The organism is Rhizobium sp. LjRoot30, from assembly GCF_964253915.1.
GTDB lineage: Bacteria > Pseudomonadota > Alphaproteobacteria > Rhizobiales > Rhizobiaceae > Metarhizobium.
Map to the genome: position 1 here is coordinate 1 of NZ_CAXUSG020000028.1, position 20,653 is coordinate 20,653.

A 20,653-nucleotide genomic window follows, 5' to 3' on the forward strand; every position below is an offset into this window, starting at 1 on the left:
AGCATCGGCTTCCACCACGCTCGCGTCGTCTGCGAGCTTGCTGGTATCGGGAGGGCGGCATGACGGAAGACACCATCATCGCCACCGTCAAGAAGAACAGCCGGGAGAACCTTCGCGTCTCTCTCGGCAAGTTTGTAGGCCACAATCTTCTGAACCTTCGCCTTTGGTTCACGGCCGACGTCGACGGCATGGAGCGCCCGAGCAAGTCGGGCTTTTCCCTCCGCATCACCCTTATCCCCGAATTGATCGCAGCCTTGCAGCAGGCCGAAGCCGAAGCACGCCGCCGTGGGCTGATCCGAAAGGAGAACGACCATGCCGCGTAACGCAATTCAATCCATCGTCTTCGCCGTCGAGCCGGATGGAGGCATTTACACTGCAAAGGGCCGCTGCGCCTGGATGTTGAATGAACTTCTCAAGTCCGGCGACAACGGCGTGACATCCGTCGACAACCCCGCGCCCCGGATTGCCGCCTACGTTTTCAAACTCAAGAAGATCTACGGCCTTGCCATCGAGAGCGTGGAAGAGAAGCACGGCGGCCCCTATGCCGGAAAGCATTCCCGGTACCACCTGCGGTCCAAGATCAAGGTTCTTCGGGAGTCGGAGAACCGCATATGAGCCTCGCCGACTACGCAAAAGCCTTGGGCGGCGATGTGGTGGGAAAGGGGCGCATCATGTGCCCCGGACCCTACCACAGCCCGAATGACCGCTCCTTGTCGGTGACCTTCACCAGCGCCGGCTTCCTCGTTCACAGCTTCTCCAATGACGATTGGAAGACCTGCCGGGACCACGTCCGCGCAGCGCTCGGCCTTGGTGGTGAAGCACATTTCGCCCGACCTTCCGCCGAGGATCTGGAGAAAATCCGACAGGACGAGGAGCGGCTGGCCATCCAGCAGGAGCAGAGGGCCATTGATTGCTGGAAGGCGTCGAAACCGATCGGTGGCACAATCGCTGAATCGTACCTCCGCCGTCGCGGCATCTCCTGCAGCCTGCCGGAAAGCCTGCGCTTCCATCCTGATTGCCGCCATCCTGGCACCAGCCGCCTGCCGGCTATGGTGGCCGCGGTGGAAGGTGCCGAACGCTTCGCGGTCCACCGGACCTATCTGCACCCGGACGGCACCGGCAAGGCCGATATCGAACCCGCGAAGGCGATGCTCGGCGCTGTTGCCGGTGGCGCCGTCCGGCTCACCGCCAGCGGCTTTCGGATCGTCGTTTGCGAGGGCATCGAAACGGGGCTCAGCCTCGCATCTGGCCTTGTTCACGGCTCGCCGACGATCTGGGCGGCCTTGTCCACCAGCGGCATGAAGCGCCTCGCCCTGCCGGGACAGCCCGGCTCCCTCCTTGTTGCCACCGATGGCGACGACGCCGGCCGCGCCGCCGGCAATGTCCTTGCCGAACGCGCCGTCGCACTCGGCTGGCAGGTCAACCTTCTTCCGGCGCCCGATGGGCAGGACTGGAATGACGTTTTGAAAGGCAGCGCAAATGACCGTGGTTGAAATTCCTTTCAAAGCCGAATGGCCGGAAGCTGATCCTCGTTACATGGCCGACGCATTACCGCAGCCGCCGGCATTGCCCTTGCGCGATGTGTTCTCGCCGAAGTGGGCCAGCTGGATCGAGAGCGCTGCCGAAGCGAAGTCTGCACCGATCGATTATGTCGTGGCTGGTGTACTCGCTGCTTGCGGCGCCCTTTCTGGAAATGCCCGTTGGTCTTTCCCTTGGAACGGATGGGCGGAGCCGCCGATCCTGTGGGCTATCGTTATCGGCTCGCCTTCTGCGAATAAAAGCCCCGGCCTTGAATCTGTCATGACACCGCTGAAAAGCCTTGAGGCGCGCCTTCGCAAATCGTCGTTGACCGAGATTGCAGCGTGGCAGGAAAAGGCCGACCTCGCCAAGATCCATGATAGCGCGTGGAAGGAGGCAGCGAAGGCAGCAATCAAGGTTGGCGAAGACGAGCCGAAGCGGCCGACCGAAGCCGACCCCGGCGCCGCGCCCGTTGTCGCCCGTCTCGCAGTCGTAGACGCCACCATCGAAAAGATCGCCGATATCATTTCGAAGCAACCCCGCGGCCTTCTCGTTTATCGCGACGAACTCTCCGGCTGGCTCGGCAACATGACGCGCTATTCAAACGGACCCGATAAGCCCTTCTGGCTAGAGACCTACGGCGGCCGGCACTACACCGTAGAGCGCATGGGCCGTGACCCGCTGTATATCAGCCGGCTCTCGGTAGGCGTCGTGGGCGGCATCCAGCCAGACGTGCTCTACGAGGATATTCTGAAATCTTCTGTCGATGATGGCTTCCTCGCTCGGTTTCTGCCGTTCTGGCCGCGCCCGGTGCCGCTGAAAAAGCCTTCGGCCTTCTGGGATGAAATCTTCATGGAGAATGCCTGCGAGCGTCTTTTGAAGCTCGACATGGTCATTGACGGCAATGGCAATCCTGCCCCGCGGTTTATCCCGTTTTCTTCGAAGACCCAAGACTACTTGCAGGCCTTTCGTGAGCAGCAACGGGAACGCGAAGCCGGTCTTGAGGGCAAGGCCGTCTCCTTCCTGGGCAAGCTGCCGGGCATCTCGGTTCGCCTCTCTCTGGTGCTCGCACTTCTCGACTATGCGTCCGGTGAAGCGGATGAGCCGAAGGAAATCACGCCCGAGCATTTCGCCCGCGCGGCCCTGTTGATCGATGAGTATCTTTTCCCGATGGCGCTCCGCACTTACGCCAGCGTCGACAAGTCCGAGAAGGTCAACGCCGCCAGGAAGATTGTCTCTCTAATCACCGACAAGAAGTGGAAGCAGTTCACAGCCCGCGACGTGATGCGCGCCGCTCGCATCGGCCTGGCTACCTCCGAGCAGATCGACCCCGCCCTCAAGGAATTGGAGGACGCCGATGTGGTGCGCCTTGTGACCCTTCCTGCCGGCCCTCGTGGCGGACGCCCCAAGCGGATGTACGCGGTCAATCCTCAGGTCCTGGGAGCAAAGTCATGAGCATGTGGAGAAAGGTACTTCAGGGAGAAGACCCCCTAAATGCCCTAACAAAACCTACGAAACCCCAAAAATCCGATAACCAAATGAAATTAAAGGGAAAATCGGAAGAGGTTTTGTTTCCCGAAACCGGACAAAACCCGACAGAACCTGACGAACCCCCCGCGAAACAGGGAAAAATCCACGAATTCCCTGACGACCACGCTGTTCGAACTACGTCGCCGGGCCGCCATCCGAACCCCGTTCGGCACCTCATGGACCTGCTGGAAGGTGATATCGAACGGTATGCCGACGCTCTGCGGAGCTATGGCCCGATGAGTTACGGCATGGCAATGGACGCACTCGGTTGGGGCGCCACCCGCGCCGGAAAAGCTGAACAGGCTTTGCGCCAGGCCGGTCGTATCCGTTTCAACGGTGCTGGGCGTGCCGTTCTGGTCGATGAGGGCAAAGCCGATGCCTGATTTTAAATCAAACAACGACGATGTTTTGGGCGCTGCCGAATGGCTGGCGGCGCAGACGGAACCCCCGCGCTCACCCGTCCCGGCCCTCAAAGAACGGTTCGGGCTTTCGGCAAAGCAGGCATGCGAAGCCATCGCCGCCGCACAACAGATCCGGCAACAAGCGAGGAATGCCGAATGAACGTCCACGCGCCTAATTTGGACATCGAGAAATTCCGTAAGGTCGCGGCGCTGATGACAGCCGGCGCCACCGACGGAGAGCGCGCGGCAGCAAAGGCCAGGGCTGAGAGCATGGCGGCGAAGGCTGGTATGACCCTCAAGGCCGCTTTGTCCAAATTGAGCACGCCGCAGCCCGCCAAGCCCGCCAGCTTCTTCGACGGCTTCGATGACTGGATGGAAGAACGGGAGCCAGGCTATAAGGCCAAGATGGCGGCAGAGAAGGCGGAGAAGGCCGTCAAGGATGCTGCCCGCCGCAAGGAAGTCCTCGCCCGGTTCGGATCGGAACAGGCCCTGTTCGCCCGCACCGAACGCGAATGCCTTCTTGCCGCCGCGATGAAGGACATCGCGAAGTGGCGGGACTGGACCGACGATGACGGCACCACCTACACTTACGCCGATGAAATCGACGGCAAGAGGGACTTCTGGCGCATCAGCGATGTGACTGACAAAATCATGGCTGCGGTCGTTTCCGCCTATCCGGTACCGGCAACACTTGCCGGCGTTTTGTCGGAATATCATGATTGGGAGCATCTGAGGTCCGATCGCCAAGTCTTTTGCGATGGCGAGTGGAACCATCACCTTTACGTCGATGCGCGCCTCGCCGTTATCATGGACGTACTCGATAGCCGCCCCGCCTCTTCCTGGGACGACATGCGCGCCCGCATGGGCTGGTGGGATGAATGCCTTTCCTGGGATATCCGGGCATCGCCGGAAGACCAACGCAAGCGGAAAGAGCGAATTGCGGCCGATATCGAAATCTTGCGCGCAGTATCGGAAAATCTAACAGACCGCAGCCATGGCTCAGATTTGAGCCATGCTCACCGCCGCACCAACGCCGACAAGGCCGCCATGGTCCGCGAAATCCTCACCGCAGAGCCGAACCTGTCTGATCGCGAGATTTCCCGTCGGGCCGGCGTCAGCCCTCAGACTGTTTCCAACTGGCGCGCTCGCATGAGGTAACCCATGGACAGCAATCTCCCTATCCTCATGCGCAAATGCGATGTCATCGGCTTGAAACTCGCGATCCATCGATCAGGCAAGTCCGGCCGCACAATCCGGAACTGGTGCAGGCTCCACGGCATCGGCCGTCAAAGCTCGCCAGGTGCTCCGCTCGAAGTCTCCGCTCCCGCGCTGGAGATGGTTCTACATGGCGACATGGAGGCGTTGGAACTGCTGCGAGGCGGAAACCGAGACCATCTCCGCGTTCGCCACTACTTTGATCACCTGGGGATAGCAGAATGAAAACCGCTTCACGCGTAAAGACGCCAGATATATCGGCACCATTTTTGCCGTTTGTCAGCCGCTACATTGCCGATAAGGCCCGCGAAATTCCTCAGACCGAGGCGTCCTCACTGACTGCGGCCAACACGTTCTTTGCCTATGCCTGTGTACAGCTTGCTTTGAAACCGACGGAGACTATCAAGGGTTTCGAAGTCGCGCCGAGGCTTGACGACGGCCGCAAAGAGCGCATTCTCTCGATGATGCAAGTTGGCCGCTCATGGGCAAAGTTCATCATCGCCGGCCCGATTTATCGAGAGATGACAGCCACCGAATTCGAGGAGCACGCCGCCAACATCGTGAGTGTTTTCTGGACTGCGCTAATTGCCGCTGACTTGGATTTCGATGAGGTCGAAACTCTGCTGTCAATTTTGGACGCAGAGATGAGAGCGGAACGGAAAAGGCTGCTGCCCCTCCTTCACCGATCCGCTGAGATATGGGTGACGTCACGCCCCAATTAGATGGGGCAATCCATCACCCTGTAAGCGCCCGCAGCTTTTCCAGCGCTGATGCGATGACCGCTTCATCAATCTTGTAACTCACGGCCTGCGCAATAGGTGCCCCGTCTTTTCCGGTGTGCTCCTGCTTGTCCGCCAAGCCCAGGTCGCGAGCAATGATGTTGGCGTTCAACAAGTCTGCAGCGGCACCAGCGAACTTCTGCTGATAGATGATGTTCTCGACCTTCGAAATCACCTCGGAGAGATCAGGGCGTGACTTCCGCCACTGGCCCCACGTTTCAGTCGAGATGTCGAGGAAGGAGCACAGCCCCGCCAACGTCATCGCTCGCATCTTGGCGACCGGCTCGTGAGTGACGGCGCCCTGGTAAGCGAAAGCCTTGTCCTCGTAGAGCGGATTGTCTTCCACCCACTGGAAATACTCACAGCATGCATCCCAAAGGATGTCCGGCTTCTTGAATTTGGGCTTTGCCCCATGAGAGGAGCGGACTTCCCAGAAGCGGTTCCCCGGCAGAAAGCGGCCGTTGGCATCCTTGGCGATTTCGCTGTTGACGTTTTGACCCTCGACGTTTGTAGCTTCGGCCATTTTTCGATCCTTTCGCATTATCGACGGCTTCCCTGTTCGCCTTTGTTCGAACCACCGCGTGAGCCTGAAGAACTTGCCCCCGGGCCGCGACTGCCCTTAGAGCCGCCACCAGTGCCGCCCGGTCCCTTTCCGCCAGGGCCGGAACCGCTCAAGCCGTCGGCAGAGCGGGTGCCTCCGAAAAGGCCACCGAAGAAGCCACCGGTTCCGCCAGCAGGGCCGCTCGACCGGCCAATGGCATTTCCAGCAAGCGCGCCGGCCAACGCACCCCATGGGCCGCCAATCATTGAGCCGATCATGCTCCCTGCCATGGTGGCAGCCCGCGGTCCGAGATTGGAGCGCGCCGTCAATCCGTCAGGAGCGTTTCGATCGACCGCGGACAGTCCGGTGGCGCCGCCTGCGTTGACATCGGAAAGCGTGTCACGTTGATCAGGGACGGAGACGGCCGTTCTCGTTCGCGTCGTCCGCGACGACGTTGGCGTGACATCTGCGGATGGCACCGTCGGTGTCACATCGTCGGCATAGGCCGTGGCGATTGTAGGCGCCTCGTAGGATGGGGTGATATCGTCAGCCACGCTGACCGTCGGCGTGACGACATTCTGCTTCCGCTGGAAATCTCGTGTGGCGTTGTTGAGCGGCTGGTCCGAAATCGATGCGGTCGTGTTGTCGATCGTGCCAACAGTGCCAGTGAGGGCGCCTGTCGTCGCGTTCAACGCGCTCGCGTATTGAGACTTTTGGTTCGCAGACAAATCCTCGCTCTTCCGCTTGGTGTCGTCGAGGGATGGCGTTGTTCGAGCCGCGGCAATCGTGTCCTGCGGGCTCATTCGGCTGATATCGTTCAACTGCATAGAGTTGGTTGGAACCGATCTGGTGGCAGTTCGTGTCGCCGCATCTGCTGTGGCTTGCGCCGCCGCCTTGCTGGCCAGTCCAGTCCCGAACTGACCTGTTTGACCGATCGATGATACCGGGCTCGACAGGTTCGCCCCTGTGCCCACAGCGTTCAGGCCGCCGAGAGCATTGCCGACCGCGTCCGAGATCGAGCCGAACATGCCGCGAGCCGTATCGCCCCAGCCGCCGGCCTCCGTCGAGCCACCGACGCCAAAGCCAGATGCGCCGGCAGTGCCGAAGCCGGAGTTTGCCGGCGCCGATTTCGACACGCTCGTTGTGCGGCCGGGCGTCCCGTCATCGCCCACTGCGGTTGCCGCGCTCAAAGCCGCGCCCGTCGGCGACCCTGCCGTGGTATAGCCTTCACGCTGCGCATTGAGGGCCGTTGCAGCCCCCGCATAAGCCTGCGCCTTTTTGTCCGCGAACGACGGTACCGAGCGAGTGGTGGAAGCCGTCGTGTCGAAATCGGTCAACGAGGGGACGCTGCGCGTCTGCGACAACTGCGACTGGATTTGCCCCGTCCTCAATGCGTTGGAAAGGCGAGCATTTTGCGTTCCAGTCAGATCGCTTTGCGTCGATGCCGTCCTGTTCAACGGCGACGAAATATCATTCGTGAAGCCGGCCGAGAACCGGTTGTCGAAGTCCGAAAGAGATGGCACAGAGCGCGACGTTTTGCTAAGGGAGACATTTTGCATCGGCGAGGCCATGGCAGCTTTCATAGCCAACCCGGTGCCCACCTGGCCGATCCGCCCAACTTCGCTCGCGGCCGGCACAGATCGAGACATTGCTACCGGTGTCGAGCTAGCCGCGGTAACGGCATCGATGTTCGGCGCCATTCGGGAGGTAATATCCCTTGCGGCAATCTCTGCCGCCCGATCCTGCGCAGCCAGCCGAGATGATGCGTCGTCGATGGTTGATGCGTTCACCAAGCCGCGTGCGGCCACCTGATCGGCGATTTGCGCCTTCACGTCCCGAGATACTTTGTGCGTGCCAATGGCCGAGTTGATCGGCTGGTCCCGCGGATCGTCGAAATAGACATGCGCGTCGGTCTGCGCAACTTTCGTGAGTCCTCGTGGCAAGTTCTTCGTCCTGGCCGGCGTCGCGTAAAACGTCCCGGTGTGCGTCGGGCCAAGCACGTTGACTTCGTTCAGCGCCGCTTCTGCAAGGCCGCGATAGGCCTCAACGCCCGGAGGCAGTTCCTTGCCATAGGCCGAAAACTCCTTGGTGTTGGCAACGACCTGTTCCGGGGTAATTCCCATCACCCGGGCACGGTTCGAAATCGCACTCGCGACACCAAGAAGGTCATGATATCGTTGCCGCGCATTCCGGCCGCCGGCTTCGCCAAGCATCGTGTCAACAACGGATCTAGCCCTGGGCATAGGAACTCCTTTCAGAGGAAGTGATGTCAATGAGATCTGCGAAAGAACGCCCGGACAAACTGGCATTGGCCGCAAAAGTCGCCCTTATCGTCGTCGCGTGGGCGCCAGGGTATTGGGCGCTTGGCCTCAAGCACTCTTTGGTCCCGCTGTTTGGAAGCCTATTGCCTGGCGAGTGGTTCGCGAAAGCGCTGTTCGCATTGAGCGCCATTCTTTTCTTTTTCTGGATATTTTCAGAGTGGAACGAAAACGGTTTGCCGAACGGAGGAACCGCTAGATTGGTCCTATTCACCTCTGGCCTGTCGGCCCTAGCGGTGTGGTTCCTGACAACAATTGCAGCCCCGTAGGCCATCATTTCGCTTCCTCCACTTCGAAGAAGGCTTTCCGCGCCCGGTTCATCAATTGAAGGTCGAGTTCGTCTAGACGCTTCAACTCCGCCTGGACGCGCTCGCTGTCGTCGCGCTTTTCAAGTTCGCGCCGCTGCTTGTTGAGCTTGCGTCGCTGCTTCTCGATCGCGTCGAACGCTCCGATGGCGCGGATTTCCTGGGCGTTCTCCTGCCGGTATTCATCGAGGGCGGTCTTGTCGCCTTTCTCTTGGTATTCTTTCAGGCGGCTCTTCGCGGCCTGTACGCGCTCCCGCTGGTCGTAGAACTCAGCACGCTGGCTATCCTCGCCAATGGCGCCATAGAAGGATCGGACCCACGGCGTTTTCTGCGGCTCGAATTCGCCCTGCAAGGCGCGCTGGCCGGTTTCTGCGGTCTGGGACAGGAAGCGCCCTATGCCGCCCGTGAAGAAGCCCCACAGGTGTTCCATCGAATCAGGGTGCACATCAATGACGCCGGGTTGGATATCGTCGCCGCCGGTAAGAGCATTCAGGCGTTCGGCCGTCCATGTGAAGAACGGATGCGTGCTCTTGAACGCCTGATGGCTGTTCGGCGGCGGCGCTGGATCGAAAGGGTTCTCCTGCGGATAGATCGGCGCGCCGAAGAAGTTTTCGTTCAAGGCAATGTCCACCATCGGATCGGTAATGGTTGGCGACATCATCGACCACAACGAGCCCGAGCCTATTGGATTGAAGGCATCGAACGCAACACGTGAGCTGTTGATCACCGCGGGCAGCGCATCGACGTCGCCGCTCGATACGGCCCCGCCCTGCACCCCGAGGTGCCAGAAGACGTTGAGGCCATAGGCCAAAGGGAACGAAACATATTCCTTGGAGCCTGGCAGGAAAAACACCAGTTGCCGTTCCAGCTTGTAGGGCTCGTTTCGTAGCATCTTGGCATAGACGCTATCGCCGTCGTCGTCATCGCCGGCCATCATGCTGTTCCAAACATGCTGCATGAAGCCGCCCAGTATCATGCTCGCCGCGGTCGCCTTCACCGCCCGACTGCGGGCGAGCCGCTTCGCAAGATTGTAGTTGCCCTGTATGGAGGCATTGGCGAAGACGTACCACGATGATAGTTCGCTGCCGAATTCACCTTTCTTCTGGAAATCGACCGTCAAGTCGCGGGCCATGAATGCAGCGTTCTTGAGCGTCCGGCCCTTGTCCCGGGCAGCAGCAAATGCCGCCAGCCGAAGCCCATTTTCAGCCGTGTCGTTCAGATCCTCGATAAACTGGACGAAGGACTTCCACACTCGGACATGAGCGCTCCGCCCGCCGGATCGATCGAGCATGTCGCGCTTGATCTTCTCCAGCGTCTCTTCAACGGTGTTGAACTGATCGAAGGAAATTTTGCCTCCCGCGGAGATGAAATCCTTCAACAGCTCGTCCCATTTGCCGCTCCCGGGCCGGCCGCGAGCCTGCCGCCAGAGAGCGCCCCAGGCGTTCGGGATACTTGCCGACACCTTGGCAACGTCCTTGACGGTGAAGCCTTCATCGAGAAGGAAGGCAGAGCCTGTCTGGACGTCACGGATGAGGTTGACCGGCACAAAGGCGGGATTCATCCGGGTATTGATCAGCGACTGGATGTTGCTGAACTTCCGGGCAATCTTGCCAAGATCGGTTATCTCTTGAAGCGAAAGCTTGCGCAGAGCCAAGCCGACTTTCGGGTCTCTGAAGCGAACGAAATAAGTCTTCCCGCCGACCTTCACCGCCACCGCATCGTCGCGCATGCGCAAAGGGTTCGGAACCTTTCTGTTCGTCACCTTGCCGTCCGCATCGAGTGCGCGCTTGTAGACGTCCGGCATCTTGGTGATGTCGGGCATGACGTCAGAGTCTTTCGGCTCTTGCGTCCAATAGACCTGGGCAATGTTCTCGCCGGCCGGATCGAACTGGTTGACGAACCGCAAGATGGCGGTGCCGACCTTGTTTTTCTCCTGCCTCATGACGGATCGTTCCGCCTGGCTGATGGCGTGCACGATGACGTTCTCCGCGTCGGAGAACAGGCCAAGGGCGGATTTGAATTCGTCGCCACGAACATCGAAGCCGGAGCTTGCCGGCGGCAGGTAATTGCCATCCTCGTCCATGCCGTCCTGACTTTTCAGCGGAACGTAGTGCTTCCATTGAGAGGTCAGCATGTCGTAAGTGTCGGCGCTGAGAAGACCGGCGGCCTTCTGGTCCTTCAAGCTCTGATCGAGCATCGCGCGAACATGGCCGGCAGCTTCCTGTAACGACTTGAGCTTGGGCCGATCCTTAGCAATCTCCCTTAGCGTCTCGCGGGCCTTGTTTGTCGACCAGCCGGACGCGCCTTCTACATCGGGGTCATATGCCGCACGGTAAAGCTGGCTACCCTTAGGGTGACGGAGGCCGACAACCCGGTTCCGTTCTTCAGCGTGGAGCGCGTAGAGGTAGCGATGCAGCTCTTCCAGCGTGACGCCGCCCTCAACGAGCGCTTCCACCATGGGCACCGTATACTTCGCGTCAATCTGCTGGATCTCATGCCTGATCGTTCCTTCCGCAAGACGAGCTGTCTGATAGGCATCGTTGAGGTCGTTGAGTTTGGCGCCGACGGACTCCTGCATCATTCGGAGCGGGTGCAGATAATCCACCAGCTTCCGGTGGAAATAGTCCGACACGCCTTCGCCATCGTCCTTGGTGGCGCGGTCCCTGCCACTCTTCCGCTTGATTCGCTGGACACCCTTTTTGCCAAGCACATTCAAGGTCTGTGCCAATCGGCGGCCAAGTGCGGCCTCAGGGTAAGAGCGCGCCTCGTCGGCCGGCGCCCGCTCGACAAGAGAGTAATCCCGCCCGCTGTCCAAATTGGGCGTCTTGCCGCGGCGCTGGATATTGCCTTCCTTGGCGGCTGCAAACACATCTTCGAACGTCTGGTAGCCTTTGCCGCCGAGATAGTTCTTTACCCGATTCATGACGCGAAGGATGTTCTCCCAGGCCTGACGTATAGGGGCTCGAATGCGCAGGCTGGCTGCGTTGTCGATTGGCATACGCTCTGCCCAGATGGCAAAAGCTTCGGCCTCGATTTCGCGAGGGCTCATGCTTGTGGCCTGGTCGGCGCGGCCGGGACTGCCTTCTACGATATCGCGGAGCTGACGCGCCTGCGATGCAAGAAGCCGTCGCTCCTGATCGGTCAGGAACAGATGCTGCAGACGGTGGAACGCCTCGTGATAACCCGCTTTCCTTGAGCCATCACTGAGGGCAATGGCAACTACATCGCTGGTCGGGTCGTAATAGCCTTCGGCGTCTGTGTCTGCCGTGGCACCCCAGCCCGAAGTGTTGGCGGGGATCGTGATGCGCTCTTGCCACTGCACATCGGAAAGACCGGCGACACGTTCTATGATGCCGCGGATTTCCTCACGCTCGGCAACGGTGAGACGGGTTTTCTCCGTGGAGGCGCGCGAAAATTCTCGTGGTTTCGTGCGGTCTACCGGCTGGCTGCCGACTTCTGCGCTTTCGCTATTGCTTCCTGCGTTGTTGCGGCCGCTTCCTGCTCCCTCACCTTCTTCCCGATCCGCGCTACGAACTGGCTGCGCTTCGACGCGTTCACCAGCTTCTTCTTGCGATCCGGGTCGGTTTCGTTCGCCGCTGCTCGCATCAAGGTTTTTGATGCTTTCAGGTGCTGTTCCGGCGAATGCTTCATTGGTTTCATCTCCGAAGAAAGGAATGTCCGCTTCGACTAGCTCGGCCAAACCTTCGGCCTGCAGCGTCTCAGCATCAGCCAACTCTATCGCGACATCGTAGGGCACGCCAGAGAGCATGTGATCGGCAACGCGCTGAGAGAATTCGTCGCCGAATTCGCCCTGGTAGCTGTCATCCTTGAGCCGATGATACACGTTGTCGCGCGCTACGAGTTCGTCGTCTGGGTTGTTTTCGGTGTTATCGGGTTCGGGCTCTTCCGAACCATATCGATCGGTATCGCGGGCAAGGCCTTCTTGTTCCCGCCACCGCATCGACCAATCGTCATCGTAGCGCGAGAAGGTGGTCCTGCTGTTGCGAGAGTCCATGTCCAGCGCATCGTAGAGTTCGGCAATGGTAGAGCCTTCACGGAGATAGCCGGCCTCGGTAGCCGCTTCCCTTGCCGCGTCTGGGTTCATACCGTTCGGCCGAACCACGTTGCCGGCGCCGGGGACAAATCCCCCCGAACGCTCACGCAATCCGATGGTAGCAAGCTCACCGGTCTGTTCCTTCATCCCCCCTTTGCGGGCGATGAACTCCGTAATGCTCTCCGGCTTCTTGATCTCGCCTTTGGGATTGATCGGGTAGCCCTGATCGTTCGTGCGAATCCCAAGGCGGCCCATGCGGACAGGACGGCGCGTGTCGCCTTCTTTGATCCAGTTCCGAAATTCGGTGACAGTCATAGGCGCGATGGCGCCAAGTCGGGCGGCTCCACGGCCGTCGGAGAAGGATGAGCCGTAAAGCGCCCTGGCTTCCTGCATCGAGTTCACGCCGAGCACGGCCTTATGCTCATCGAAACGGCCGGTGACCGGGTCTTTCTGATCGACGACATAGACGCGTCGGGATGTGGGATTGTCGCCGACATAGACGTCCACTTGATCGCCGTCGGCTCCGGTGGTGCGCTTGATGTAGCCGTAGTGGGCCGGCATCTGGTTGCTCCACGCTCGGCCCTTGCCATCAACTCCGGAGCGGATTGCGCCTTTCGGGGTTTCGATCGTGACATCAAGCCCCGAAATCTTGGCATGCCCCTTGCGATAATTGCTCGCTTTCGCCTGAGCCCCGGTAGGCTGCAGGTTCACCCGCTCAACAGCAGGCACGATATCCTCCGAGGAGGCTACAGCGACCGGACGTCCACGAGAACCCTCTACCTTAGCAAGTTCTTGCTCTAGCGCGGCAATATCGATACGCGGCTCTGCAACCCGCTCGCTCGGCATGACGGCCTGCGTCTCGACGTTCCCGCTTTCGCTCGACGTTGGCGCAGGAGAGGCTTGAATGAGTTTTTGGCCATCGGAGGCCGCATCTATGGTTGGCGCGCTGTAGCTTGCTGCTGCGTCAATCTCCTGCTTGGAAACGGACAGACCGGCCGCCTTCGCTTCATCCGCCTTGGCCGCAAGCTCCTCTTGCGACATCAAGTCAATGTCGTCGTCCGGGATTGCGCTGGCTCGCAGGATGGCCCGCTGCTCTGGCGTGATGATGGAAACCGGGGCGGGGCGCTCCATCGTAGTGGGGTTGTCGGCGACTTCCCCCGTCGGCGTCGAAACGGCGCTGTCGCCGGAATCCTCGACTGACGGGATAGCCCGAACCTGCTCGACGGGTGCCGGTTCTGCGTCGAGGGTATAACCCTCCGGCAAGGCGGGCAGCTCGGCAACTGCGGTTTGTGGCGAAACCTCTGTTGCGGCTTTGGCGCTCTCCTCCTGCACAACTTTGCCCAGCACACTTTCAGTGCCGGCGGTGGCTGTGCGGACACCCGCGCCGAACCCGGTACCAGCAACAGCACCAGCGGCCATTTGCTCGCCCATTTCGCCGAGGTCGGCGCCCTTGTTGGTCCCCAGATTGCTGCCGAGGTACTCGACGCCCTCTTGTCCAGCCTCTGTTGCGCCCTCCTTGACGCCGGCTTTGAGAGCTTCCTTCGGAACTTGCTTGAGAGATTGAACGGCAACTTCGTTGAGACCGAACATCCCGCGAGCGCCGAAGCGCTCCAGCATCGCCGAAACCGTCGCCGCCGGCAGGGCCTTGAGCAAGTCGTCCACAGTCGCGTTGTCGGTGCCGTTGTTCTGCGCCCGCTGCTGACCGAGTTCGCCCGTGCGGGCGGCGACATAACCGGGAAGGTTTGCCAGCGCCGCCGCCATGTCCGGCGCAGAGACTAGTCCTTGCTCGACCGCGAACGGAACGAAATTGCGAAGCGGCGACGACTTGAAGTCTTCCCATGTGGTGCCGGGTTCATAGCCGAAATCTGTGGCTTCCAGGCCGGTGGCGGTGTGATTAGCCCACTTCAACAAATCTGATTCACGCGCAATGTCTTCTTCTGAGCGATTGAGGACTTTCTCACCTGTCTCGCTCGGCTTGCGCATCCAAGAAGGATACTCCCTCCCCAGTTCCAACCGACGCTGCTCTGCCATTTTAGCGCTTCTCGCCACGAAGTCGCCGACCGTCTCGCCAGACACGGCCGCCGTTCGCAGCATGCCGCCTGCCAGATCGAATGCTCGCTCGCCCGCCCCGCGGCCGATATTTGCAGCGGCGTCGATGAACCCACCCGCATCATCCTGCTTCTTGGCGATAGCTGGAGCGCTGACTGTCGGATCAACGTCGAGTGTGAAGCCGTCCGGCAGCGGCGGAAGTTCTGACGTGCCGGGTATAGCAACGGATTGCTCCGGGCCGGCATCCAGCGTGAAACCCTCCGGCAGCGGCGGCAACCGATCGGTGAAAGGTTTGCTGTCCGCCTGCCAAACGGCATCAGGCCGTCCAAAACTCGTCGGTCGAGCCACAGGGATAGGAATGTTGCCAGTCGGGAGTGGATAAGCCTGGTTCATCTGGCCGGCTCCTTACATCGGTTCCCACTGGCCATTGCGGAGAACAACTTTCTCTCCGTTCGGACCGGTGGCAGTGACGAGGTTTTCAGTCGACGAAGCCGTTGCTGTTTTTTCCGTCGGCAGCTTGTAGCCAAGCTTTTTGTTGTAGCGCTCGTTAACGCTACGGATACGGCCGGCCATTTCCTCGCGCTGCGCATCGTCGGGGAAGTCGCCGTACTCGGTTTGGATCGACCTAATCTCATCGGCGCGAGCGTTTGCCAGGGCAGCAATCTCGTTCGGCTTCAGGTCGTCGCCCTCCTTGTTGAGAAGCCTATCGATCTCTGCCTGCGTCTTCCGCATCCCGAGAGTGTCGCGTTCAAGATCAACGTCGGCCCGGCGCCGGTCCCATTCGTGTTTTTCGGCGGCGCGCTGGTCAGCAAGGTCTTGCCGGCGATACTCGCGATCCAGCTTTTCCTTTTCGAGCGCAGTCTTCTGGGCCAGTAGTCGCTCATCCTGCGCAGCCTTGTCCATAATGGCGCGGGCGTTGGTGAAACCCTGCCCGAATGCCTGGAAGGGGTTGCCTTGCTCTCGATAGAGCCCGCGGGCCGTCGAAACGATCTGATCGGCGGTCGGCGCCAACAAGTCGGGAACGCGAGGCGTGTTTGCCGGCGCGGTGTTCACTTGCACCGAAGACGAAAGGGGATTTCTTGCCACCTGACCGCTGGCCGCGATGGGCGTCAGATCCGGAACGACAGGACGCGCTACAGGCACAGGCCCTGTCATCGGCAGATTGAAATCCTGGGCAGGAGGGACGGAAAAGCGGCCGGTCTTCTCGGTGGTGAACATCCTGGCTCTCCTTATCGGCTGGCGCCTAGGTCGCCTGGATGAAACAGGCCCGAGAAGGTACGGCCGGATGAGGCAAGCTTTTCTGCAGCGGCCTGCAGGCAGAATTCGTTCGGCGTCATGCCGGCTCGGTTCGCGGCATCGAATAGCTGTTCACGGAAGCCCGACATCACCCGACCGCCGGTCAGCATCACGTCGACGCGGCTTTCACGCGGCAAGGATTGCTTCGCTGCTAGAGAACTCATGGTCTAACTCCGTTGGCTTCAAATGAGCCGGAGTCTGTCACGATCGATACCGCTTGGGGATTGGAAGCGTGTGGAAACGTTTGACACATCGGAGGGAGAAATCTGGGTACTTGGCCCCGATGTTGCCGATTGCCATTGCTCTCTTTCTGCGCAAATCTGGGAACTAGAGCTTTCGGGAGAGGCCAGAAATGCGGAGATGGAAATTCTTGACGTCGCTGCTGGCTGTCTGCGGCGCGGTTCAGGCTTTCGCGGCAGAAGATATCAAGTCAGATGAAGCAACGAAGACGATCGAGATAGTCGGCGAAATTACCGTTCGAACGCCGCTCGCCTTTCGCCGTGCCCTGACCAATGCACCGTGGGCGGAAAACGTGTCGCTCAACAGCCCCGGCGGCGTCGTTCAATCCGCCTTACTGATAGCCGAAGAGGTAAAAGAGCGGCGTCTGTCGACAATCGTTCCGACCGGCAGCGGCTGCGCTTCAGCTTGCGCATTCATCTTCCTGGCGGGGGAGAGCCGCGAAGTCCGCGGCGCCCTTGGCGTCCATCAGATTTTCGGCCTTAACAACGACAGCGCGACACAAACCGAGCTTTCCGACGTCATCGAGGCGCTGAATTCCTACGGCGTCGATCCGGCCCTTATCCCTATCATGCTGCGGACCGCGCCAGGCGGGATGCACTATTTTACCGCTGAAGAGATAGCAAGATACGGAATAGAGCGTGGCGTTCATCAAAGCCAGAGGGCGGTTCTCTACGAGGAAAATGCGGACGGCAAAACGCCTGTCGGGATTGAGGGAACGGTCATCTGGTCGGTCCAAAACCGCGAGGGACTCGGTGGTGCAACACCTCATGCCGTCGCGACTATAAATTTCCCGGGTCGGGAAATTATCGCGGAAATGACTGTTTCCAAAAACCTTGACCGGTCTATGCCTGCGACACACATCTTCGAATTTCTTAAGCCAGCCGATAGCCCGGTCTTGTCCGTAAACAGACTAGCTTCGAAAGCAGATGAACAAGATAAGGGAAATATCTTTATCGGAGTTCCTGCCACGATTACCCCCACGCTTTTCATGTTCGCTCTGAACGATTTCCCCGAGGCGGTGGCTATTAACTCGGATCTTTTGAAGCGCCGCGATTGGATCGATGTCGCCTTGAGCTACCAATCCGGCCGCCGGGCGGTGCTGGCGATCAATAAATCTGGAGAAGGAGCCAAAGCTTTGAAGGCCGTGTTTGGTGAATAGGCGGCTCAGCAGCGGCGCAATTGGCCGTTAGGTCCGATTGGACTGGCGCCGTTTTGAAAACAATCAAGTCTGGAAATCAAGTTGGCCCACGCGTTAGCTGACCCGTGGTGCTCTGGGGTTTGCGACTTCGAAAGCGATTATCAGCCGCCTGCCTCAGCTCCTAGACCTGGGATTGCGTGACCGGCAGGAGCATTCAGGGATAGGTGGCGTGCCGCTTGTGCCCGTGATCAACTTGCGTCTTCACGAGCCCGGCAACGTGATAGAGCAGTCCGAATAGCCAGCTACCCGCGATAGCGACCTTCGTTCATATCCTTCGGATCGTAGTTCAATGACCACTGTTTCTCCGGTCCTTTCTGGCCCGGCGGTATCTTGTTGACAGTGGCATCATCCGAGCCGGTTATTACCGTAGGCTTGGCGCTTGCGACGCCATCATGGGTTTTGCCCTTGAGCGGTTTTGCAAACTGCCCTTCCGCATCATCGTGGATTTGCTGCTTGGCGTTTTCGGTGTCTGAGCGAGGGACCATTACCTGTCACCTTTTGTCTTGAGGGCGTCGGAAAGATTTCGTTTCCGCGGATCCTTGAGATTTTCGCCTGCTGCATCGCGGTCATGATCCGGATCGTCTTTTGCAGGAAGGTAGCCGCGTGGCGCATTCTCCTGCGGACCTTCCCAGCGTGGTGACTGATCCGTCGTGCCGGGTGCTCCGTCTCTCGGGCTGTTGATACCCATCGGTTTTCTCCTTCTTGGGTTGATACGCACCCAACAAGGATAAAGGCCTATGGTTCCAGCCGACCGTCTCCCCTCCTTCCAAGCCCTGAACAACAGCAGCCATTTCCCGCAGATTAAACTAGTTGAATGACATGGCGGGCTGGAGGGGCAGGATACCTAAAACGGAGGTATCGCGTGACTGAACCAATCAAGCGCCCAAGGGTATCAACGACGATAGAGGGTCGCAGAGAAGCCGCTGAAGTTACCACGGTAGTTGCCCTGGAAAGCATAGATATCGAGAAAAAGGCTCGCGAGGAAAAGACCGCTCGCCTCCGTGCCCTGCGTGAACAGGCGCTTGCAGAGCCGAAACAGATTTAGTCTGCTATTCGTGCATAAGGCTCGTAGGCTGCTGATCTTGCATCGGTGATTGGCTCCGCAAGCGGAACTATCCGGCCCTCCTATCGTTTTGCGACGAAGTTCAACTCGAAGGGAGAGAGCGATGACGAACAGTGTCACGAATGAAGGGAGCACTTCCGGCGAAACGCTTGGTACGCGCTTCGGACACTCCGTTGAGAGCCAGGCGCAGCAGCAGGATTCAATGAAACTCGCAGCGGCGGGAGAAACCGGAGAGACGCTGAATGTCTACCGTTTGGTGCCGGTCGCTGCATCAACCGACCCTCGTTGGGATAATTCCCCAGGCTCAGGTGAGCTTCTCGTCGCCGCGCGAACATCGGGCGATGCTCGAATAGTTGCCGCCGGCCGTGAACTCGATTTTATGGATATTGACGCCGCGCCGGCTGAGGATGTCACCACTGTCAACGCCAGTGCCTTTCGGGACGAAAAACTCTATACGGTCATCGAGATTGAAAGAGGCCGCACCGACTTGCAGCGTGGTGTGATCGAAGGCGTTGTGCGGGTTGACAATATCACGCCTGCGAGGATTTGAGATCAAACGCGCGCAATTCGTTTTTGCCCGACCGATATGCCCATTCTGGGTTCGGCGACCTGCTCTAGTGCCGGTGACCACCGTGAGCCTGAGCAAGCCGGCCTTTCAGTTAAGCACCGCCGATGACTACCCGGTCTTGACGGATCGTTGACCCCATCTAGATTGAATCAGGCAGTCTGATCCTCTGCTCGCGCCCGCATAAAGCCGGGCGCATTTTTTTTAGGCGGAGGAGTTCTGTCCGGTTTGGACATCTTGGTCACGGCTTCACATCACCGACAGTCTGAGCTCGGCCGGCGATAAACCGGTCTAGAGCAGTGCGCAGTTCCTCCGCAGTCGCCTTGTTGATCGCCATATCAATCAAACCGTCATCCGTATTCAGCACTAATATGCCGAGCAAGGGGACCGGAGCAAGTTGTGCGACCGAGGACTCCTTAAGCCTATTGAAGTCGGTGGCGCTTTTTCTTGCCATTCAGCACCTTTGAGAGAAATGGAGAACGTCTTACGGCGACTTCCAAGGCTAGACCCTTGGCTCGGCATCACCCGATGTCATGCTTGATCCGCAGTTGATCGCCAGGGATCAACTCGATATCCTTGTCGAGTTTCATCTGAAACAACGCGTCCACGATATCAGTCACCGTGAAGCCGGCGGCGGACAACGGGATGCTGATGTCTAGCAGGCTGATCGAAGTTTCGCGATTTGCCTTTCAGAATCGAAGTTGGTTCAAGACAGCGATACGTGTCTCGTCAACGCGGCATATACTGGATTGATGGCCGTATGCTCTGCGGTACTGGCCGAGGTGTAGGTCCTCGGGGCAATTCCATCACAGCAGGCCGGCTGAACATAGCCGTGAAACCCTACGATGGACGTATTCAGCAGGTTATTTGTCTGGAAGCGGAAAATACAAGCGCCAAACCAGCAGGACAAAGAAATACAGGCTCGCGGCAAAGCATGCAGCGACTAGGAGAATTCCAAAACCGTTTAACAATTGGGTCATGGACGACCATAGCACATTAAGTCCTGCCGTTAAGGATTATCATATTCTCGGGTTCAAATGCTTTTTGGGGAGCGCTGCATAGGGAGAAGCACAAGGCTTAACTTACGCAATTCATTCCGTCGAGCGCGCTTCCCGCGCCCTCTGGGCCAAGCTTCTTAAGGTGCGTCTCACAAGCCGCTTGCATTCCACCCTCATGGGGTCCAAGGTGAATTCTTCAGCAGCCATGTAACGGGCGCTGCTGGGGAGGGCTCAGCCCTGGCCCCAATTGAAAAGGAGGACCTATGTCTTCCGAAAATTTCAAGACCTATCTTAACAGCGAACATCTCGACTTGATCGAGGGGATTCTTAACCGAGCCGGATTTGAAGAAATCTCGCCTGAATATAGCAGCTATGCTGCTTTTCTTGTTGGCAGGTTCGAGCGGGGAACAACGAGCCGGGCCGAGCTTGCTTATTCTCTCCAGCGGCATCATGGAGCAATCCAGACTGAGCTTAGCCGTCGACTTCCAACGCGATTTCACCGCTATGCGATCCAAGGCCTGCCCGACGCAGCTTGAGCAAAAAGCAATGTTGATTTAAGGCGGGTTTGCACCCGCCTGCATCA

Annotated in this window: 21 protein-coding genes; 13 read left to right on the forward strand and 8 right to left on the reverse strand. The window is 59.2% G+C overall.

Features of this window, described 5'->3' with window-relative positions:
• Positions 1 to 59 precede the first annotated feature (59 nt).
• The 8 genes from ACSQ3I_RS27200 to ACSQ3I_RS27235 all read left to right on the forward strand — a co-directional run bounded on the left by ACSQ3I_RS27200 (position 60) and on the right by ACSQ3I_RS27235 (position 5,386).
• On the forward strand, positions 60 to 323 hold the full coding sequence (locus tag ACSQ3I_RS27200) for a transcriptional coactivator p15/PC4 family protein (protein WP_436004162.1): 264 nt from the start codon (positions 60 to 62) through the stop codon (positions 321 to 323).
• A complete protein-coding gene (locus ACSQ3I_RS27205) occupies positions 313 to 615 on the forward strand; it encodes a winged helix domain-containing protein (protein WP_436004164.1) in 303 nt (100 codons plus the stop codon). Before ACSQ3I_RS27200 ends, ACSQ3I_RS27205 begins: the two co-directional genes overlap by 11 nt.
• Entirely contained in the window at positions 612 to 1,493 is an 882-nt protein-coding gene (locus ACSQ3I_RS27210) for a DUF7146 domain-containing protein (protein WP_436004166.1), read from the forward strand. Before ACSQ3I_RS27205 ends, ACSQ3I_RS27210 begins: the two co-directional genes overlap by 4 nt.
• Positions 1,480 to 2,973, forward strand: coding sequence for a DUF3987 domain-containing protein (locus ACSQ3I_RS27215; protein WP_436004168.1), 1,494 nt, complete (start codon positions 1,480 to 1,482; stop codon positions 2,971 to 2,973). Before ACSQ3I_RS27210 ends, ACSQ3I_RS27215 begins: the two co-directional genes overlap by 14 nt.
• The gene (locus tag ACSQ3I_RS27220; RefSeq protein WP_436004170.1) at positions 2,970 to 3,431 is read left to right on the forward strand and encodes a hypothetical protein; all 462 of its coding nucleotides are present in this window, start codon (positions 2,970 to 2,972) and stop codon (positions 3,429 to 3,431) included. The genes ACSQ3I_RS27215 and ACSQ3I_RS27220 overlap by 4 nt, the downstream gene beginning before the upstream one ends.
• Before the next feature lie 174 nt (positions 3,432 to 3,605).
• The gene (locus ACSQ3I_RS27225; protein WP_436004172.1) at positions 3,606 to 4,607 is read left to right on the forward strand and encodes a winged helix-turn-helix domain-containing protein; all 1,002 of its coding nucleotides are present in this window, start codon (positions 3,606 to 3,608) and stop codon (positions 4,605 to 4,607) included.
• Between the two features lie 3 nt (positions 4,608 to 4,610).
• Positions 4,611 to 4,889, forward strand: a complete 279-nt coding sequence (locus ACSQ3I_RS27230) for a hypothetical protein (RefSeq protein WP_436004174.1) — start codon at positions 4,611 to 4,613, stop codon at positions 4,887 to 4,889.
• Positions 4,886 to 5,386 carry a hypothetical protein gene (locus tag ACSQ3I_RS27235; protein WP_436004176.1) on the forward strand — a complete coding sequence of 167 codons (501 nt, stop codon included), beginning with the start codon at positions 4,886 to 4,888 and terminating at the stop codon, positions 5,384 to 5,386. Before ACSQ3I_RS27230 ends, ACSQ3I_RS27235 begins: the two co-directional genes overlap by 4 nt.
• Positions 5,387 to 5,399: 13 nt before the next feature.
• Here the strand turns inward: ACSQ3I_RS27235 and ACSQ3I_RS27240 are convergent, their stop codons facing one another.
• Positions 5,400 to 5,966, reverse strand: a complete 567-nt coding sequence (locus tag ACSQ3I_RS27240; protein WP_436004178.1) for a DNA-packaging protein — start codon at positions 5,964 to 5,966, stop codon at positions 5,400 to 5,402.
• Between the two features lie 17 nt (positions 5,967 to 5,983).
• Positions 5,984 to 8,197, reverse strand: coding sequence for a hypothetical protein (locus tag ACSQ3I_RS27245; protein WP_436004180.1), 2,214 nt, complete (start codon positions 8,195 to 8,197; stop codon positions 5,984 to 5,986).
• A 59-nt stretch (positions 8,198 to 8,256) separates the two neighbouring features.
• On the opposite strand from ACSQ3I_RS27245, the gene ACSQ3I_RS27250 reads away from it, so the two are divergent.
• Positions 8,257 to 8,571: a hypothetical protein gene (locus ACSQ3I_RS27250; RefSeq protein ID WP_436004182.1), complete on the forward strand. Its 315-nt coding sequence runs from the start codon at positions 8,257 to 8,259 to the stop codon at positions 8,569 to 8,571.
• A 4-nt stretch (positions 8,572 to 8,575) separates the two neighbouring features.
• Here ACSQ3I_RS27250 and ACSQ3I_RS27255 read toward each other — a convergent pair whose 3' ends face one another.
• The 3 genes from ACSQ3I_RS27255 to ACSQ3I_RS27265 are packed head-to-tail and all read right to left on the reverse strand — an operon-like array spanning position 8,576 to position 16,170.
• The gene (locus ACSQ3I_RS27255; RefSeq protein WP_436004184.1) at positions 8,576 to 15,103 is read right to left on the reverse strand and encodes an LPD38 domain-containing protein; all 6,528 of its coding nucleotides are present in this window, start codon (positions 15,101 to 15,103) and stop codon (positions 8,576 to 8,578) included.
• Positions 15,104 to 15,115: 12 nt separating this feature from the next.
• A complete protein-coding gene (locus tag ACSQ3I_RS27260; RefSeq protein WP_436004185.1) occupies positions 15,116 to 15,928 on the reverse strand; it encodes a hypothetical protein in 813 nt (270 codons plus the stop codon).
• Between the two features lie 11 nt (positions 15,929 to 15,939).
• The gene (locus ACSQ3I_RS27265; RefSeq protein WP_436004187.1) at positions 15,940 to 16,170 is read right to left on the reverse strand and encodes a hypothetical protein; all 231 of its coding nucleotides are present in this window, start codon (positions 16,168 to 16,170) and stop codon (positions 15,940 to 15,942) included.
• 206 nt (positions 16,171 to 16,376) lie between these two features.
• Between ACSQ3I_RS27265 and ACSQ3I_RS27270 the strand changes: the two genes are divergently transcribed.
• Positions 16,377 to 17,405: a hypothetical protein gene (locus tag ACSQ3I_RS27270; protein WP_436004189.1), complete on the forward strand. Its 1,029-nt coding sequence runs from the start codon at positions 16,377 to 16,379 to the stop codon at positions 17,403 to 17,405.
• Between the two features lie 281 nt (positions 17,406 to 17,686).
• On the opposite strand, the gene ACSQ3I_RS27275 is transcribed toward ACSQ3I_RS27270, so the two are convergent.
• Both ACSQ3I_RS27275 and ACSQ3I_RS27280 read right to left on the reverse strand, forming a co-directional pair.
• Positions 17,687 to 17,929: a hypothetical protein gene (locus tag ACSQ3I_RS27275; protein ID WP_436004191.1), complete on the reverse strand. Its 243-nt coding sequence runs from the start codon at positions 17,927 to 17,929 to the stop codon at positions 17,687 to 17,689.
• On the reverse strand, positions 17,929 to 18,132 hold the full coding sequence (locus ACSQ3I_RS27280; RefSeq protein WP_436004193.1) for a hypothetical protein: 204 nt from the start codon (positions 18,130 to 18,132) through the stop codon (positions 17,929 to 17,931). The genes ACSQ3I_RS27275 and ACSQ3I_RS27280 overlap by 1 nt, the downstream gene beginning before the upstream one ends.
• Positions 18,133 to 18,306: 174 nt before the next feature.
• On the opposite strand from ACSQ3I_RS27280, the gene ACSQ3I_RS27285 reads away from it, so the two are divergent.
• The gene (locus ACSQ3I_RS27285; RefSeq protein ID WP_436004195.1) at positions 18,307 to 18,489 is read left to right on the forward strand and encodes a hypothetical protein; all 183 of its coding nucleotides are present in this window, start codon (positions 18,307 to 18,309) and stop codon (positions 18,487 to 18,489) included.
• 121 nt (positions 18,490 to 18,610) lie between these two features.
• On the forward strand, positions 18,611 to 19,057 hold the full coding sequence (locus tag ACSQ3I_RS27290) for a hypothetical protein (protein ID WP_436004197.1): 447 nt from the start codon (positions 18,611 to 18,613) through the stop codon (positions 19,055 to 19,057).
• Between the two features lie 256 nt (positions 19,058 to 19,313).
• Here the strand turns inward: ACSQ3I_RS27290 and ACSQ3I_RS27295 are convergent, their stop codons facing one another.
• The gene (locus tag ACSQ3I_RS27295) at positions 19,314 to 19,526 is read right to left on the reverse strand and encodes a hypothetical protein (protein WP_436004199.1); all 213 of its coding nucleotides are present in this window, start codon (positions 19,524 to 19,526) and stop codon (positions 19,314 to 19,316) included.
• Between the two features lie 807 nt (positions 19,527 to 20,333).
• Here ACSQ3I_RS27295 and ACSQ3I_RS27300 point away from each other — a divergent pair.
• Complete coding sequence (locus tag ACSQ3I_RS27300) at positions 20,334 to 20,606, forward strand: hypothetical protein (protein ID WP_436004201.1); 273 nt, start codon at positions 20,334 to 20,336, stop codon at positions 20,604 to 20,606.
• Positions 20,607 to 20,653 lie beyond the last annotated feature (47 nt).

Excerpts from the sequence above, each read along its gene's own strand:
- ACSQ3I_RS27290 (WP_436004197.1), top strand. The coding sequence starts at position 18,611 with ATGACGAACAGTGTCACGAATGAAGGGAGCACTTCCGGCGAAACGCTT.
- ACSQ3I_RS27275 (WP_436004191.1), bottom strand. The coding sequence starts at position 17,929 with ATGGTCCCTCGCTCAGACACCGAAAACGCCAAGCAGCAAATCCACGAT.
- ACSQ3I_RS27280 (WP_436004193.1), bottom strand. The coding sequence starts at position 18,132 with ATGGGTATCAACAGCCCGAGAGACGGAGCACCCGGCACGACGGATCAG.
- ACSQ3I_RS27240 (WP_436004178.1), bottom strand. The coding sequence starts at position 5,966 with ATGGCCGAAGCTACAAACGTCGAGGGTCAAAACGTCAACAGCGAAATC.
- ACSQ3I_RS27220 (WP_436004170.1), top strand. The coding sequence starts at position 2,970 with ATGAGCATGTGGAGAAAGGTACTTCAGGGAGAAGACCCCCTAAATGCC.
- ACSQ3I_RS27260 (WP_436004185.1), bottom strand. The coding sequence starts at position 15,928 with ATGTTCACCACCGAGAAGACCGGCCGCTTTTCCGTCCCTCCTGCCCAG.
- ACSQ3I_RS27235 (WP_436004176.1), top strand. The coding sequence starts at position 4,886 with ATGAAAACCGCTTCACGCGTAAAGACGCCAGATATATCGGCACCATTT.
- ACSQ3I_RS27215 (WP_436004168.1), top strand. The coding sequence starts at position 1,480 with ATGACCGTGGTTGAAATTCCTTTCAAAGCCGAATGGCCGGAAGCTGAT.
- ACSQ3I_RS27250 (WP_436004182.1), top strand. The coding sequence starts at position 8,257 with ATGAGATCTGCGAAAGAACGCCCGGACAAACTGGCATTGGCCGCAAAA.
- ACSQ3I_RS27265 (WP_436004187.1), bottom strand. The coding sequence starts at position 16,170 with ATGAGTTCTCTAGCAGCGAAGCAATCCTTGCCGCGTGAAAGCCGCGTC.
- ACSQ3I_RS27300 (WP_436004201.1), top strand. The coding sequence starts at position 20,334 with ATGTCTTCCGAAAATTTCAAGACCTATCTTAACAGCGAACATCTCGAC.
- ACSQ3I_RS27205 (WP_436004164.1), top strand. The coding sequence starts at position 313 with ATGCCGCGTAACGCAATTCAATCCATCGTCTTCGCCGTCGAGCCGGAT.
- ACSQ3I_RS27210 (WP_436004166.1), top strand. The coding sequence starts at position 612 with ATGAGCCTCGCCGACTACGCAAAAGCCTTGGGCGGCGATGTGGTGGGA.
- ACSQ3I_RS27255 (WP_436004184.1), bottom strand. The coding sequence starts at position 15,103 with ATGAACCAGGCTTATCCACTCCCGACTGGCAACATTCCTATCCCTGTG.
- ACSQ3I_RS27295 (WP_436004199.1), bottom strand. The coding sequence starts at position 19,526 with ATGGCAAGAAAAAGCGCCACCGACTTCAATAGGCTTAAGGAGTCCTCG.
- ACSQ3I_RS27230 (WP_436004174.1), top strand. The coding sequence starts at position 4,611 with ATGGACAGCAATCTCCCTATCCTCATGCGCAAATGCGATGTCATCGGC.
- ACSQ3I_RS27245 (WP_436004180.1), bottom strand. The coding sequence starts at position 8,197 with ATGCTTGGCGAAGCCGGCGGCCGGAATGCGCGGCAACGATATCATGAC.
- ACSQ3I_RS27225 (WP_436004172.1), top strand. The coding sequence starts at position 3,606 with ATGAACGTCCACGCGCCTAATTTGGACATCGAGAAATTCCGTAAGGTC.
- ACSQ3I_RS27200 (WP_436004162.1), top strand. The coding sequence starts at position 60 with ATGACGGAAGACACCATCATCGCCACCGTCAAGAAGAACAGCCGGGAG.